We start from the raw sequence: 15080 nt of genomic DNA, 5'->3' as shown, positions 1-15080 counted from the left end.
TTAATTCTCCAAGTATTTTAAACGGATGTTGACCGCATTGGCATGGGCATCCAAGCCTTCTAATTGAGCCAGGGTTATGGCAGATTGACCTATTTTCTTAAGTCCATTAGCATTTACGTCTTGTACAGTCATAGACTTTAAAAAATCTAAAGTACTAAGTCCACTATGATTGCGCGCATAACCATTAGTTGGTAAGACATGATTGCTGCCCGTTACATAATCGCCTAGAGTTTCAGCAGCCCAAGGACCGATAAAAATTGTACCTGCAGATGTAATTTGACTTACCCAATCTAAAGCATCTTGGCGATTGATAATTAAATGTTCTGGTGCATATTGATTAATCAGAGCAACTTGCTCTTCTGGCTTACAAACTATGATTGCACTTTGCGTTAGGGATTGTTTAATAATGGCCTGTCTTTTTAATGAACTAGATTGCTCTATTACCGCTTGTGCAACAAGAGTTGCTAATTCTTTATCCTCACATAATAATAACACTTGCGAGTCTTGCCCATGTTCAGCTTGTGCTAATAAATCAGCAGCAACAAAATTAGGGTTAGCTTTATTGTCTGCGGTAATTAAAACTTCAGAAGGGCCAGCAGGCATATCAATGGCAGCTCCTTCTGCATCAAGGGCAACTTGAGACTTAGCTTCAGTAACAAAGCTATTTCCAGGCCCAAAAATTTTATCAACTTTAATAATAGACTTAGTGCCATAGGCCATAGCTGCAATAGCTTGGGCACCACCAAGAGGATAAATAGTATCAATACCACATAATCGAGCAGCAACTAATAAATGAGGGTTTATTTCACCTTGATTATTAGCCGGTGTACATAAAACTCTTATTGGGCAGCCAGCAATTTTTGCAGGAATAGCCTGCATTAACAGCGAAGAGATTAGTGGAGTATTGTTACCGCCTGGTATGTATAAACCTACTTTTTGAATAGGTCGATAAAATCTTTGAATATTTATTCCTGTAGAGGTCGTAATACTTAATGGTTCAGGAACTAAGCTTTGGTGATAAGTTGTAATATTGGTTATAGCGGTTTGTATAGCTTCTAAGGCTTCTTGTCCAATTTGAGCTTGATTGATTTTATCTTCTGAAATTTGCAAAGTGTTTAGATTGCATTTATCAAATTGAGACGTAAATTCTAAAAGTGCTTCATCACCACGCTTGCGAACCGCAGCAATAATAGCGCTTACTTGATTTTCGATATCTGTTATTTTTTTAGGCCGCGTTAATAACTTAGCTTGTTCTGCTACAGATAGTTGTTGCCAATCTACAATTTTTATCATGAATTACTCCAGCATTTTTTCAATCGGCAAGACTAAAATTGAACTTGCTCCTAATGATTGAATTGTTTCTAGAGTATTCCAAAATATACCTTCACTAGAAACCACGTGAACCGCTACTTTATCAGGATAATCTGATAAGGGCAGAATAGTAGGCGATTCCGCACCGGGCAAAGCTTTGCAAATACGTGCTAAGGCTGACTTTGGGGCATGAAAAACAATATATTTACGTTCACAAGCTTGTTGTACAGCTACAATACGTCGTTTTAGCATATCAAATAATTCATTGATTTCAGCTGAAAAAGGCTGTGAGGATTGAATAAAGACTGCTTGACTATTTAAAACGGTATCTACCTCAATTAATTTATTATCTTCAAGTGTTTGACCACTAGAAACAATATCACAAATAGCATCAGCCATTCCCATTCGCGGCGCTACTTCTACTGAGCCTGATAACGTTAAAATATCAGCACAGATTCGCTTTTCTTGTAAATATTGTTGTAGTAAATGAGGGTAGCTTGTAGCAATGCGCTTGCCATCTAAATTGCCTGGGCTTTGATAGTGAAATGATTCGGGTATAGCAATGGCTAAACGACATCGGCAAATGCCTAGAGAAAGAATAATATTATAACTAGACTTGTTTGTAGTAGTAGCTGCTTCAAGCAACACATTTTCACCAACGATACCTGCATCACAAAGCCCATCAAAAATTAAGGTTGGAATATCGTCATCACGGACAAAAAGCAAATCAATAGGAAAGTTATCAACATGGCATAAAAGCGCATTTTCTCTAAGTCGATAACGTAAACCGCAGCGCTTAAGTAAATTAAGTGATTCTTGCGCCAGGCGACCTTTTTTTTGTAAAGCTAAGCGTAAACGTCTAGTCATGATTGATTTAATCTTTCAGCAATTAAAGAATACCCGCCACACCCCATCATTAAACTACGTGCTACACGTGTAATTGTTGTAACACTAACACCGGTTTGTTCATGAATAGTGCGATAAGAAAGGCCTTGGCGTAATAGAGGCACCACTTGGAAACGATCAGCCATGGCTTCAAGCTCGGCAGGAGTACATAAATCATTAAAGAAGGCACTTGCCTCTTCTATATTATTTAAAAGGGCAACAGCTTGCATTAATAAACGATGTGCATTTTTTTTAGAGGCATGATGTATTTTCATGTTAATGTTTTAATGCGTTAAAACGTTATTGCAATGTAACAAAATCTAAACACTAAGTCAATAGAAAGAACTTTAATGTTAAAAAACTATTACTACAATTTTACTAAAGTTTACCCAAACTTCACTCTCGTTCTGGATTCCGCGGTAGACCGCGGAACGTAGGAAATAAAGTACACTTACCTCTGCCTGCTTCAATCTGTAAGCTTGAATGCTTAGCCTGAGGTTATAGTAGACCTCTTTCCAAACTAGTAATGATTGACAAGGTCGGTCGAAAAAAGATCTTCAAAATACTCATGTACTTCATGTACACTGCGCTTTTTCAGCCTTTTTCCGACTGAGATTGTCAATCAATGACAGTTTGGAAAGAAGTCTGGTCTAAGGCTTAATGGTGCTACTTTTCTAGCCTACGTCTCGTGGCTTGTCCACGGGATCCAGAGCTCTAATTCTTAGCCGAGATTCCTGAATCCCTCGGACAAGCCACGGGACGTAGAGTGAGTCAAAAAGCCTTGAGGCAGCGCCATTTGGTCTAAGGCCTGGATTATAATTACTGCATTTAACCAGCTAAAGGCCGCACAGCATTTATGCATTTTTAAGGTATAAGTTTTTTACCTGCGTAAGACCTAAGCTTATAGGCTTTCAGCGATGAAAAAATATGTTATAAAACTTATTTGATAGTAATCTTTATTTTAATTAAAGATTTAAATAGTAAGGAGAGGGGAGCATGTTACTTAGGAGAAATGATTCTTGTTTATTGTTAATAGATATGCAAGAAAAGCTCATACCACTTATTGCGGAGTCAGAATCATTAATAAATCATTGTGAATGGCTATTGCGCCTAGCCAATGAGCTAACTGTACCCTGCCTTATAAGCGAACAATATCCGCGTGGGTTAGGTCCTACGCTAAAGTCGCTGCTTGATATTACTTCCCAATCTCAGATAGTAGAGAAAGTAGATTTTTCTTGCGCCAAGGAAGCTAATTTTAAGCGTCCCCTAGAAGCACTTAATAAAAAACAGTTAGTACTCATTGGTATTGAAGCTCATGTTTGTGTGTTACAAACGGCACTTGATTTATTGGCTGAAAACTATGAAGTGTTTATTGTAGTTGATGCAGTAAGTAGTCGTAAATTACTTGATAAAAAATATGCTCTTAAGCGTATGCAACAACATGGCGCAACACTTATAACGGCTGAAATGGTTTTTTTTGAATGGGTAGAAAAAGCAGGAACGCCCTTATTTAAAGCTTTAAGCAGTAAATATTTAAAATAACTATTTATGGAAGATAATAAATGAATTTAGATAATCAGATTGCGATTGTAACAGGTGGTGCTTCAGGTATGGGTAGGGCATGTGTTGACGAGCTTGCAGCTCGTGGGGCACAAGTAGTCATTTGGGATAAAGATATTAGTGCAGTCGTTAATAGTGAAAATATCATTGCTATCGAATGCGATGTCAGTTCAGATACCGCTGTAGTAGCTGCTATGGCTAAAACCAAAGAGCAGGTTGGGATACCGCGAATTTGTATTAATTGTGCAGGTATTGCACCTGCAAAACGTATGGTAGGGAAAGAAGGCGCAATGCCTCTGCAAGATTTTAAAAAAGTTATTGATATTAATCTGATTGGTACTTTTAATGTCATGCGTATTGTGGCTGAGGCTATGGTAAGTTTAAATATTAATGCAGCTACTGAAGAAGAGCGTGGAGTAATTATTAATACAGCTTCTGTAGCGGCGTTTGAAGGTCAAATTGGGCAGCTGGCTTATAGCGCTTCTAAGGGCGGTGTTGTAGCAATGACATTGCCTGCTGCAAGAGAATTAGCGCAGCATTTAATAAGAGTGAATACTATTGCTCCTGGACTAATTGCAACGCCTCTACTCCTTAATATGCCTAAAGAGGTACAAGAAAGCCTCGCAGCTACTGTAACTTTTCCTAAGCGCTTAGGTAAGCCAGAAGAATTTGCTGCTTTAGCCATTCATGTTATAGAAAATCAATTAATCAATGGCGAAGTTATTCGACTAGATGGTGCTCTACGCATGCAAGCTAAATAGAGAGCCTAAATTTATGATAAATAAGTTTATAAACCGTTCTATAATAGCTGATTTCTACTTTTTAAGCAGGATAGAAACCTCTAGCTAGGCTCCTTACTTCTTCCTACGGGATTCATTGATATAACGAGATTTTGGATCCCACAAACACGCCTTAGAATATTGGGAAAGAGCTACGTTTTTTTCTAATACATTTTAGAAAATTAACTTAATATTAATTTTTCCTATACTTATAGATAAACTATATATATTTAATATCTCTTAAATAAAAAGTCCTTTACCTAAATTGCTGTTATTCATTATCAACTTATTTTCAATATAGGGGTTTTAATACAGGGAAAGCTATGAGTAGGGAAGAATTGGAAAAAAAGCTAAGTAATATACATTTAAGTAAACCAGCGCTAAATAGTATTTTTGGCATTGCGCTTTTAATATTAGTTAGCCTTAGTTACTTTTCTTATTCACAAGTTAAGGCTTTACTTGAAGCTGATCGATGGGTTTCTCATACCTATCAAGTCATGCAAAAAATTGACTCAGCACTGTATAGAATAATTAACCTCGAATCTGATCAGCGTGCGTATCTCTTAACAGGTAATGAGCGATTTCTAGCGGACATGGATAATATTAAAACTGATTTAACTAGTGATTTGCAGAATGTAAAACAGTTAACCAAAGATAATTCAGCGCAAAATCAACGAGTCACTCGATTTACAGCCCTAATTAGCCGACGGATGACCATAATTCAGAAGATTATTCAATTAAAAGCATTAAATAAATTTAATACACCTGAGGGGATGACATTATTTGGAGAAGGGCAGGATACCTCGTTACGTTTAAGAAGCTTAGGCCAAGAAATTAAAGCAATTGAGCTAGTGCTATTAAACGAACGGCATTTAGCTGCTATTAGTCATATTGATGCAATGAATAAAATTTTAATGATTGGTAATTTAATCAGTATATTATCTATAATTATTGCCCTACTCCTAACTAACCGAGAGTTAACTATTCGAAGAAGTACGGAATATCAAAATATAACTACACAAGCTCGCTTAAGAAAAATTCTTGAAAGTGCTAGTGATATGATTGCCGCTCTTGATAAGGATTGTCGCTTTTTAATCTTTAATGAAGATTATCAACGTGAATTTAAACTTCTTTTTGATAAATCCATCTGTGTTGGTATGCCTTTGAAAGAAGCTTTTTCTAATACTAGAGAAGATAGAAGTGATTTAGTGAACCTTTGGAAAGAGTCGCTTCGTGAGGATAATACAATAAAACAGGTTGAAGTTGATGTTAATAATGAAAAGCAATTTTATGAAATTTCAACAAATCTCATTTACAATGAAAAAAATGAATTTAATGGTGCCGTGCAAAGTATCCGCAATATTACTAAGCGTATTCAGGAGCATACTGAATTACAGGAATCATATAAACAACTTCAAAAAGGCAATCAAGCTTTAGAAGAGAGAAATAAACAAATCACATTATTAGTTGAAATGAGTGATATTATGCTTGCTTCTAACTCACAAGATGAGTTAAGTGATATCATGTCGAAATACTCAGCAAGGCTTTTAAACTTTTCGAGCGGCTATTTATATGTCATGCATCCCTCTAAAAATTATCTGGAAATTATTTCTCGCTGGGGCGAGCCTACTACTCAAGAAGTCACCTTTGTTCCTGATCAATGTTGGGCAATTCGCTTAGGCAGAAAACATCATGTAAGTAGTGGTGATCGTAGTGAATTAGTTTGTCACCATATCCATATAAGTGAGCCTGATAAATATGCCTTTTTGTGTATACCATTAATGGCACAAAATGACATCTATGGCCTATTGTATTTAGAATTAGTGCAAGGCAGCATGAACATTTTAGATGAAAATCAAAAGCTTTTGATAAATGCTTTTGCAGAATTAGCAGCCCTTGCTTTAGCCAATGTACGTTTACGAGAGAACTTACGTTATCAATCTATTCGTGATCCATTAACCGGGCTTTATAATCGTCGTTATTTAGAAGACTTTCTTTTCAAACAAACACATCAAGCAGAGCGAACCAAAGGCAGTTTCTCTGTATTAATGCTTGATTTAGATCACTTTAAAAAGATTAATGATACCTATGGACATGATGCAGGCGATGCAGTATTAAAAGAATTAGGCCACATATTGCAAGATATTATTCGAGTTGGTGATATCGCAGCTCGTTACGGTGGTGAAGAGTTTGTCGTAGCCTTTTATCATATTGATCATAAAGCGACTTTAAATCGCGCTGAGAATATTAGACAAGCGGTAGCTAAAGTACAAATTCGTTATGGCGCCCAGCAAGTAGGACCCATTACTGTTTCAATTGGGCTAGCTATGTATCCTAGTGATGGCCGAGCGCCTACAGAATTAATTGATGCGGCTGATAAAGCGTTATATTTTGCTAAAAACAATGGCCGTAATCAAATTGTGTCTTTTGGGGATATAAATAAACGAAAATAGTAAGCTTTATTTGTCCTTTAAAGGCTTAGAAGCTAGGCTCTTAGTTATTAAGCGCAATCTCAAGGCATTTACAATAACAGAAACGGAGCTTAGTGACATAGCAGCGGCAGCAAGCATAGGGCTTAATAATAAACCGGTAAAGGGATAAAGAATTCCCGCTGCAATTGGTACACCAAGGATATTATAAATAAAGGCAAAAAATAAATTTTGGTGAATATTGTAAATGGTTGCTTTTGATAGATCATAAGCCTTTAAAATAGCCATTAAATCGCCATGAAGAAGGGTAATATCAGCACTTTCTATAGCAACCTCACTACCAGTCCCCATTGCAATACCAATATCTGCTTGAGCAAGTGCAATTGCATCATTAATACCATCACCTGCCATAGCTACTTTTAAACCCTGTGCTTGTAGTTGTTTAACAACGTTGCTTTTTTCTTCAGGCAGTACTTCGGCAAAAACTTTTTCAATCATTAATTGTTCAGCAATATAATTAGCTGTTTGTTTATTGTCACCAGTAAGCATTATTATTTGCAGTCCACGCTGTTGTAAGTTCTTAATTGCCGTAAAACTTGAAGCTTTGATTGGATCTTCAATAAGCAAAATGCCAACTAGTTTTTTATCTACAGCAAGATAAATTTTAGTAGCATGATGCTTAGCTATTTGCTCTAGACTGTTTGCCTTTGCGCAATCAATGTTAAATTCTTCCATTAAACGTGAATTACCCATTAACATAAATTGGTTATCAATAGAGGCAGAAATGCCTTTACCAGTAATACTAGTAAAGGTATCGCTATTTTTTAATTTAATTTTTTTAGCTTGGGCCGCTTGGATAATAGCTTTAGCTAAAGGATGTTCACTACTTTGTTCAAGGCTAGCTGCAAGTGTTAATAATTCGCCAGATGTTAAATCGGCAAGCGGAATAATCTCTGTTAGTTTAGGTTTACCTTCTGTTAAGGTGCCGGTTTTATCTAAAACTAAGGTTTTAGTTTTTGCCATTAGCTCAAGCGCTGCGGCATTTTTAATTAAAATACCAAGTTGTGCGCCTTGACCTATACCTACCATGATTGACATTGGCGTTGCCAAGCCTAAAGCACAAGGGCAAGCAATGATTAATACAGTTACAGCGGTAACTAAGCCATAGTTAAGAGCAGGCGGTGGGCCAAATAGTAACCAAACTATGAATGTAATAACAGCTGCTAATAGAACTGCTGGTACAAACCAGCTGGCGACAATATCTGCTAAACGTTGTATGGGCGCACGGCTTCGTTGGGCTTGACTTACTGACTGTATAATACGCGCTAATAGAGTGCCAGCACCGATATGTAGCGCGCGCATAATAAAACTACCCGATTGATTAATCGTGCCGCTAAACACCTTATCACCTGGCAGTTTGCTGGCTGGTATTGGTTCGCCTGTTATCATTGATTCGTCAACATAACTCTGGCCTTCGATAAGCTCACCATCTACTGGAATTTTCTCACCTGGCTTAACTCGTAATAAGTCTTCTGCACGAATCTCATCTAACGATATCTCTTCTTCTATTTGAAGAGAGTTTATACGGTGGGCAGAACTAGGTTGTAATTTTAATAAGGCTTCAATAGCACTACTGGTTTTTGCGCGAGCTTTAAGTTCTAACAATTGACCTAATAAAACTAAGGTTGTGATAACCGCTGCTGCTTCAAAATATACGCCGACTAAACCATGATTTAAATGAAAGGCAGGTGGAAATAATCCTGGGGCTAATAAGGCAATAATACTATAGCCCCAGGCAATTAGAATACCGATAGAAATTAAGGTAAACATATTCAATTGTCTTGATTTTAGCGATTGCCAACCCCTACTTAAAAATGGCCAGCCAGCCCATAGTACAACGGGGGTAGCTAATAAGGCTTGTAGCCAGAAAGATAAATAATTTGGTATATACTCAATAAAAAAATGTTCACCCATTGCAAGCAGAAAAACAGGAATACTTAGTATTAGGGCAATAAAAAATCGTCTTCGCATATCAAGATATTCTGGATTTTCTGTAGCCTCTGCAGCAGATATAATTTCGGGTTCTAAGGCCATACCACAAATTGGACAATTACCAGGTTCATTTTGCCGAATAGTTAAATGCATAGGGCAGATATAAATAGTATTTTTATTATTGTTTAATTGGAGCTGATTTTTTACTGTTGAAGTATGATGGCAACTTTGTTTATGAGGGTGTTTATCCATTAATTTACCCTGAAAATCAGATTAATTAATAGTATAGCGTCATCTACTAAGTTTCATACAGTAAAGCCAGCCTGCAAGGTTTAAGTTATATATTTTTGTCTACATATTGATTTATGCGCTTTTAATTTGTCTAAAACACATGGATAACGATATATAGTTATTACAAGGTTTTTACCTTAAGTAGCAAAAAAGCATGGTGGAAATTTGGTATTTTATTTAGTTGAATAGGTCTAGTGGGTGCGCTCAAATTAAAAATAGTGCAAAAGACTATTTTTAATTTGATAACGAATGAGAAAAGACAGCGCTACTTAAGCACCTTGTAAATCAGCAATTAGCCTTAGAGCTATTTGCTCGCTATTAATCTGATAACGTCCAGACGCAATTTCTTTTTTAAGGTGCGTAATGCGATTTTGATTAATAGAAATGGCTTGATTTAGTATCTCTTTTAAAGCGGAAAAATGACTTAAAAAAAGATTCCAATCATGGTTACTGTAAGACAAGAATTGATTTTTCGATAACTTAGTGCTTGTTCTGTTATTAACAGATTTTACCATAACTATGTCCTCGATCTCATTCATCATTATCATCGGCTCCTTATGATAAAATCTTTAGAAATTTCAATTCTTAGAATATCTATAACATAACTTTTTAATGATGTCACTGGTTAAAGTTACAATAATAAAAAAATTTTTATTTGCAGAAAAATATTGCTTAATTATTATTGGATTTTGAACTTAAGCGCTTTAATTTGTACAAAGGAAATTTAAAAAATAGTTTTTTAATTTATAACGATATTATGTAATTAATTTTCATCAGTCGCTGCGCTAATACTTAGCTGGATCCCGTGGACAAGCCACCGGACGTTAACGAAAAAAAATTTATTTAATGGTTTTGTAACAAGGTTTTTTAAGTTATATAAGCAAGCATTAAAAGTAAAAATTTAATCACTTATTCCAACGTCTCGCGATTTATCGTGAACGCTAGTAAGTTAATTAGCGCTTTGAACAAATTATGAGAGGTTGATTAAAAAAGAGTTTATTTAATGTTTTACAATTTCTAAGGTGTGTTAATTTATACAGGTAAGCATTATAGGTAAAAATTTAATCACTTATCCCAACGTCCCGCGATTTATTCGCGGGATCCAGTTAGTTATTTCCTTAGTTGGATCATGGGCCAAGGAGAATAAAATTTTTTGTGAGTTTTACAAGTTTGCTGAGGTATTTTTACTTACTTTGAGGAGTCTTTATGCGGTGTTGGCTAAAAATAATTTTACTGAATTTTTTTCTTTTTAAGTTGGCCTTAGCAGCTACACATCAGCCAGAAGAATTCCTTGCTAAAATTCGTGGCCAAAAAGATGAAGGCCAACAAATTGTTCAGCATTTTTGCGCAAATTGTCATGCTGCTAAACCTTTAATTGAATTAGGCGCGCCTAAAATTAATGTATCAGCGGATTGGGAGGGGCGATTAAAACAAGACTTTACTAAGCTTTTTACACATACTGCTGAGGGCTATGGTGCTATGCCAGCTCGTGGTGGCTGTTTTGAATGTAGTGATGAACAATTACAATTAGCTATTTTGGCAATGTTGCCTGTTTCTTTACAAGAAAAGTTTAATAAGGAGCTAAAAGAGAAGAAATAACTCAATAAGTTGAATTTTTTATTTAAAAAGCTAAACCTATTACAAATTCTCCCGATAACAGAGAAAAAAGGGAGGATATACCAATGAAAAAACATTTCATTTTGGGGCCGTTATGCGTATTAACAGCCGCTTGTTCAATGGATAGATCAGTGCCTATTGTTGATGATGGTGGTTTTACACATTACACCATGCATTATAGTTTCGATAACAAAGGCAGTAACTATTTTCCTGAAAAAAGACCTGCAACAGGGCGAAAAGTATTTATTTTTGACCCGAAAGCGACTGCTTGGGCAGCTTACGATGCGAATGGGGTTCGGGTTAAAACAGGTAGCGCTTCTGGCGGTAAAGATTTTTGTGAAGATACTGGCAAGGGTTGTCGTACTATTACCGGTACTTTCCATGTTTACTCTAAAAAAGGAGCTGATTGTACTTCGAGCTTATATCCTATAGAAACTCATGGTGGTGCTAGAATGCCTTACTGTATGCATTTCTCAGGCAGTTATTCGATTCATGGTGCGTATGAAGTGCCTAATTATAACGCAAGCCACGGTTGTATTCGAGTATTGCCTAGTGCTGCTCAATGGTTAAACGAAGACTTTGTTGATATTGGTACAACGGTTATAGTTGCACCTTATAGCTGATTTTTATCTAGGTTAGTTTGAGCCTGCAACATTACTTAACCGTAACCTAGGGGAGAACCACTCCAATAAAAATAATAAAAAAAGATTTAGATTGTTTTCCCCGCGCTTTTAAAATTAATTTAGAGGCTGTTGTAAATAGTGTTTTAAAAGTAAATTAATTTGTTCAGGATTTGCCTTGCCTTTCGTTTGTTTCATCACCTGCCCAACAAAAAAAGCTAATAATTTTTCCTTACCGTTACGATATTCTTCAGCTTGTTCTGGATATTGAGCTATTAGAGCTTGAATTAATTGTTGCAGTTCATCTGCATTAGTCATCTGCCCATAACCTTCATTTTTAATGATTTTTTCTATATTCTTCTCACCAGCTAAAAGTTTATTAAATATTTGTTTAGCAATAGCATTTGAAATAGTTTGATTTTTAAGGTGATTTAATAATTCGGCTAAAAGTTGTGCTGATACTGGCGGGTTATCGAAAGTTGTAGCTGTGTCATTTAAAGCTGCGGTATAAGTTGTCTTTAACCAATTAACGATCAATTTGCCATCAGCCTCACTTTGTTCCCTAACTTTTAAGAAAAATTGATAAATGGCTGGATTTGATAATAAAAATTGAATATCTTCACTAGAAAAAATAGCTTCACTAATTAAGTTTCTTTTTATCTCTTGTGGTAAGGGCGGCAACTGTTTTCTAATAAGTTCAATATCTTCAACTTTAATTTCAATTGGTAATAAATCAGGGTCAGGAAAATAACGGTAATCTAACTCATTCTCTTTACTACGTAAGAGTTGAGTAGTTTCGGTTATTGGACAAAATGAGCGAGTTTCTTGATAAAGTGGTTGGCCTCTTTCAAGTAGGTCTTGTTGTCTTAACTGCTCAAAGGCAATTGCTTTTTCAATAAAACGAAAAGAATTTAAATTTTTTAACTCCGTTCGTGTACCTAATTTATTGGAGCCTGCTGGTTTTAAAGAAATATTGACATCACAACGAAAAGAACCTTCCTGCATGTTACCATCGCAAATATCTAAAAAGCGAACTAACTGGTGTAATGTTTTTAAATAATTAATAGCTTCTTTAGCTGAATAAATACAAGGGTCTGTTACTATCTCAAGTAATGGCGTACCAGCGCGATTTAAATCAATGGCTGTCTGTTGTGAGTCTATCTCGTACAACAATTTTCCTGCATCTTCTTCTAAGTGTGCTCTAGTAATGGTAATCGTTTTATATTCCTCTGGACCAAGCTCTATAGTTAATTGACCGTCACTAACAATAGGTTGTTTAAATTGACTAATTTGATAGCCTTTAGGTAAGTCAGGATAAAAGTAGTTTTTGCGCTCAAAATAAGAATGTTGACTAATAGTTGCTTTAATCGCTAACCCAAATTGAATAGCCATAAGTACGGCTTGTTTATTTAACACTGGGAGCACGCCAGGTAAGCCTGCATCAATTAATGAGGTTTGCGAATTGGGTGGTGCACCAAATTTCGTCGCGCTACCTGAAAATAATTTAGACTTCGTTTTTAATTGAACATGGACCTCAAGGCCAATTACTGTATCCCATGCCATAATTTTATATTCCGGTTGATTTAGCTAAATGCCAGTTGGTGATTTGCTGATATTGATGCGCAACATTAAGTAATAACGCTTCACTAAAATGGTTACCAATAAGCTGCATACCAATAGGTAAATTATCTTGGTTAAAGCCTGCTGGAATAGATAAGGCTGGGAGGCCTGCTAAGTTAGCAGCTACTGTAAAAACATCAGCTAAATAAGTTTGTACAGGATTGGTTATCTGATGACCTAACGGAAAGGCACAAGTAGGTGTTGTCGGACCTAAAATAACGTCAACTTTGGCCAGTGTAGATAATAGTTCCTGCTGAATAAGTTGTCTAATTTTAAGGGCTTGCAAGTAATAAGCATCATAATAACCTGATGAAAGTACATACGTGCCTGTAAGAATTCGCCGCTTAACTTCAGCGCCAAAACCTTCGCTACGGGAATAAGTAATTAATTCTTGTAAGGTTGCAGCTCGCTTACTGCGGTAACCAAAACGAATACCATCATAACGCGATAAATTAGAAGAAGCTTCAGCACAGGCAATAACGTAATAACAAGGAACCCAAAGGGGCTGTAGCGATAATTCTAAGGGTATAATAATGGCGCCTGCTTCTTCTAACTGTTTAACTGCTGTCTTAATAGCACTTTGAATCGCAACATCAACGTCTTTTTGCAAAAAATTACTTGGTAGGCCAATTTTTAAGCCTTTTATTGATTGATTTAAGCTGGCTCGATAATTAACTGTAGGTTTATTAATTGAAGTAGAGTCTTTATGATCAAAGCCTGTCATGATTTCTAAAATTAAAGCTAAATCTTCAGCTGAGCGTGCCATAGGGCCTGCTTGATCTAAACTTGAAGCGAATGCAACCATGCCAAACCTTGAGGCTAAACCATAAGTAGGCTTGATACCAGAAATTCCGCAAAAGGCTGCAGGTTGTCTAATTGAGCCGCCAGTATCTGAACCTGTAGCAAAAGGAATTAAGCCCGCAGCAACGGCGGCTGCAGAGCCACCTGATGAGCCACCAGGAACGCAATTAACATTCCATGGGTTTTTAACAGGGCCAAAATAACTGTTTTCGTTACTAGAGCCCATGGCAAATTCATCCATATTAGTTTTACCAAGCATAATAGCGCCTTCTTCCTGGAGCTGATTGACAATCGTTGCTTGATAGGGCGACTGGAAGTTAGCTAGCATTTTAGAGCCACAGGTCGTTGGCAAGCGATAAGTACAAAAAATATCTTTATGTGCTAGAGGAATCCCAGTTAATGTCTTTGCTTTATTAGTATTAAGTAGTGCATCTGCTTTTCTAGCTTGATTTAACGCATATTCCTCATCTAAGGAAATAAATGCATTTAAGTCTTTATAAGCATGAATACGTTTAATATATGAATTAGTTAATTCCACGCTTGAGATTTGTTTATTTTTTAAAGCGGTGATAATTGAGTGCAGAGAATCTAACATAATTATTGCCCATCAATAATTTTAGGAACAAAATAAAACTCATTTTCAAAATTAGGTGCAATATTGGCTAATTCATTGTTATAATTTTGTTCAGTAATTTCATCTGCACGTAAGCGCTGATTTATACTTAAAGGATGAAATAGAGGTGAGACGTTGTCGGTATCTATACCTTGTAATTGTTGCACGAAATCGATAATGGAATTAACTTCTTCAGCAAGTTGTTCTATTTCTTGAGATTCTGGGTCAAGATAGGCTAGGCGAGCGACATTATTTAACTCATCTATATCAATAGTCATTTGGCCTCCGGGTTACTGTATTTAGGCAAGCTTTTTTATTGTAAGCGTTCACACCCTATGCACCGAAAGGTTTCATTTGGTGAGCTTGGAACGAAAATCATGCATATTAAATGCGTTTGTAGAATGCTACACTACGTTTTTTGCCTGATTTTAGTCCAAAGTGCACTCAAATCCAACCTTACACCAAGATTCAAGCATACCAGTGAACGGTTGCTTTTTATTAATTAAGCTAGTTTGTGCTTAGACTACTAATAAAAAGTAGACCTCTTTCCAAACTGGCAGTA

At 36.2% G+C, this 15080-nt stretch carries 13 protein-coding genes; 5 read left to right on the top strand and 8 right to left on the bottom strand.

Annotation, left to right across the window (positions count from 1 at the left end):
- The 3 genes from hisD to ACNVED_RS09660 are packed head-to-tail and all read right to left on the bottom strand — an operon-like array spanning position 1 to position 2471.
- Positions 1-1293, bottom strand: a complete 1293-nt coding sequence (hisD, locus tag ACNVED_RS09670) for a histidinol dehydrogenase (protein WP_419418818.1) — start codon at positions 1291-1293, stop codon at positions 1-3.
- A 3-nt stretch (positions 1294-1296) separates the two neighbouring features.
- The gene (gene hisG, locus ACNVED_RS09665) at positions 1297-2178 is read right to left on the bottom strand and encodes an ATP phosphoribosyltransferase (protein WP_419418817.1); all 882 of its coding nucleotides are present in this window, start codon (positions 2176-2178) and stop codon (positions 1297-1299) included.
- Entirely contained in the window at positions 2175-2471 is a 297-nt protein-coding gene (locus ACNVED_RS09660; RefSeq protein ID WP_419418816.1) for a YerC/YecD family TrpR-related protein, read from the bottom strand. Before ACNVED_RS09660 ends, hisG begins: the two co-directional genes overlap by 4 nt.
- 721 nt (positions 2472-3192) lie before the next feature.
- Here ACNVED_RS09660 and ACNVED_RS09655 point away from each other — a divergent pair.
- The 3 genes from ACNVED_RS09655 (at position 3193) to ACNVED_RS09645 (ending at position 6988) form a co-directional block, all read left to right on the top strand.
- A complete protein-coding gene (locus tag ACNVED_RS09655) occupies positions 3193-3738 on the top strand; it encodes a hydrolase (RefSeq protein WP_419418815.1) in 546 nt (181 codons plus the stop codon).
- 20 nt (positions 3739-3758) lie between these two features.
- Complete coding sequence (locus tag ACNVED_RS09650) at positions 3759-4517, top strand: SDR family NAD(P)-dependent oxidoreductase (RefSeq protein ID WP_419418814.1); 759 nt, start codon at positions 3759-3761, stop codon at positions 4515-4517.
- A 341-nt stretch (positions 4518-4858) separates the two neighbouring features.
- Positions 4859-6988: a diguanylate cyclase gene (locus tag ACNVED_RS09645; RefSeq protein ID WP_419418813.1), complete on the top strand. Its 2130-nt coding sequence runs from the start codon at positions 4859-4861 to the stop codon at positions 6986-6988.
- Between the two features lie 6 nt (positions 6989-6994).
- Here ACNVED_RS09645 and ACNVED_RS09640 read toward each other — a convergent pair whose 3' ends face one another.
- Together ACNVED_RS09640 and ACNVED_RS09635 are read right to left on the bottom strand one after the other, a co-directional pair.
- Complete coding sequence (locus ACNVED_RS09640; protein WP_419418812.1) at positions 6995-9208, bottom strand: copper-transporting P-type ATPase; 2214 nt, start codon at positions 9206-9208, stop codon at positions 6995-6997.
- Positions 9209-9516: 308 nt separating this feature from the next.
- The gene (locus tag ACNVED_RS09635; protein ID WP_419418811.1) at positions 9517-9789 is read right to left on the bottom strand and encodes a flagellar biosynthesis anti-sigma factor FlgM; all 273 of its coding nucleotides are present in this window, start codon (positions 9787-9789) and stop codon (positions 9517-9519) included.
- 664 nt (positions 9790-10453) lie between these two features.
- Here ACNVED_RS09635 and ACNVED_RS09630 point away from each other — a divergent pair.
- Positions 10454-10846, top strand: coding sequence for a c-type cytochrome (locus ACNVED_RS09630; protein WP_419418810.1), 393 nt, complete (start codon positions 10454-10456; stop codon positions 10844-10846).
- Between the two features lie 83 nt (positions 10847-10929).
- Positions 10930-11487, top strand: a complete 558-nt coding sequence (locus ACNVED_RS09625; RefSeq protein ID WP_419418809.1) for a L,D-transpeptidase — start codon at positions 10930-10932, stop codon at positions 11485-11487.
- Between the two features lie 114 nt (positions 11488-11601).
- Here ACNVED_RS09625 and gatB read toward each other — a convergent pair whose 3' ends face one another.
- The 3 genes from gatB to gatC are packed head-to-tail and all read right to left on the bottom strand — an operon-like array spanning position 11602 to position 14796.
- Entirely contained in the window at positions 11602-13047 is a 1446-nt protein-coding gene (gene gatB, locus ACNVED_RS09620; protein WP_419418808.1) for an Asp-tRNA(Asn)/Glu-tRNA(Gln) amidotransferase subunit GatB, read from the bottom strand.
- Between the two features lie 4 nt (positions 13048-13051).
- The gene (gene gatA / locus ACNVED_RS09615) at positions 13052-14500 is read right to left on the bottom strand and encodes an Asp-tRNA(Asn)/Glu-tRNA(Gln) amidotransferase subunit GatA (protein ID WP_419418807.1); all 1449 of its coding nucleotides are present in this window, start codon (positions 14498-14500) and stop codon (positions 13052-13054) included.
- A gap of 2 nt (positions 14501-14502) precedes the next feature.
- Entirely contained in the window at positions 14503-14796 is a 294-nt protein-coding gene (gene gatC / locus ACNVED_RS09610) for an Asp-tRNA(Asn)/Glu-tRNA(Gln) amidotransferase subunit GatC (RefSeq protein WP_419418806.1), read from the bottom strand.
- Between the last annotated feature and the right edge of the window lie 284 nt (positions 14797-15080).

The sequence above is a fragment of the Legionella sp. D16C41 genome (assembly GCF_048541585.1).
Lineage (GTDB): Bacteria > Pseudomonadota > Gammaproteobacteria > Legionellales > Legionellaceae > Legionella_C.
The sequence above is the reverse complement of the archived record's forward strand: the minus strand, read 5'-3'. Positions and strand labels throughout refer to the sequence as shown.

Excerpts from the sequence above, each read along its gene's own strand:
- hisG (WP_419418817.1), bottom strand. The coding sequence starts at position 2,178 with ATGACTAGACGTTTACGCTTAGCTTTACAAAAAAAAGGTCGCCTGGCG.
- ACNVED_RS09655 (WP_419418815.1), top strand. The coding sequence starts at position 3,193 with ATGTTACTTAGGAGAAATGATTCTTGTTTATTGTTAATAGATATGCAA.
- gatC (WP_419418806.1), bottom strand. The coding sequence starts at position 14,796 with ATGACTATTGATATAGATGAGTTAAATAATGTCGCTCGCCTAGCCTAT.
- ACNVED_RS09650 (WP_419418814.1), top strand. The coding sequence starts at position 3,759 with ATGAATTTAGATAATCAGATTGCGATTGTAACAGGTGGTGCTTCAGGT.
- ACNVED_RS09645 (WP_419418813.1), top strand. The coding sequence starts at position 4,859 with ATGAGTAGGGAAGAATTGGAAAAAAAGCTAAGTAATATACATTTAAGT.
- gatB (WP_419418808.1), bottom strand. The coding sequence starts at position 13,047 with ATGGCATGGGATACAGTAATTGGCCTTGAGGTCCATGTTCAATTAAAA.
- ACNVED_RS09630 (WP_419418810.1), top strand. The coding sequence starts at position 10,454 with ATGCGGTGTTGGCTAAAAATAATTTTACTGAATTTTTTTCTTTTTAAG.
- ACNVED_RS09660 (WP_419418816.1), bottom strand. The coding sequence starts at position 2,471 with ATGAAAATACATCATGCCTCTAAAAAAAATGCACATCGTTTATTAATG.
- ACNVED_RS09625 (WP_419418809.1), top strand. The coding sequence starts at position 10,930 with ATGAAAAAACATTTCATTTTGGGGCCGTTATGCGTATTAACAGCCGCT.
- gatA (WP_419418807.1), bottom strand. The coding sequence starts at position 14,500 with ATGTTAGATTCTCTGCACTCAATTATCACCGCTTTAAAAAATAAACAA.
- hisD (WP_419418818.1), bottom strand. The coding sequence starts at position 1,293 with ATGATAAAAATTGTAGATTGGCAACAACTATCTGTAGCAGAACAAGCT.
- ACNVED_RS09635 (WP_419418811.1), bottom strand. The coding sequence starts at position 9,789 with ATGATGAATGAGATCGAGGACATAGTTATGGTAAAATCTGTTAATAAC.
- ACNVED_RS09640 (WP_419418812.1), bottom strand. The coding sequence starts at position 9,208 with ATGGATAAACACCCTCATAAACAAAGTTGCCATCATACTTCAACAGTA.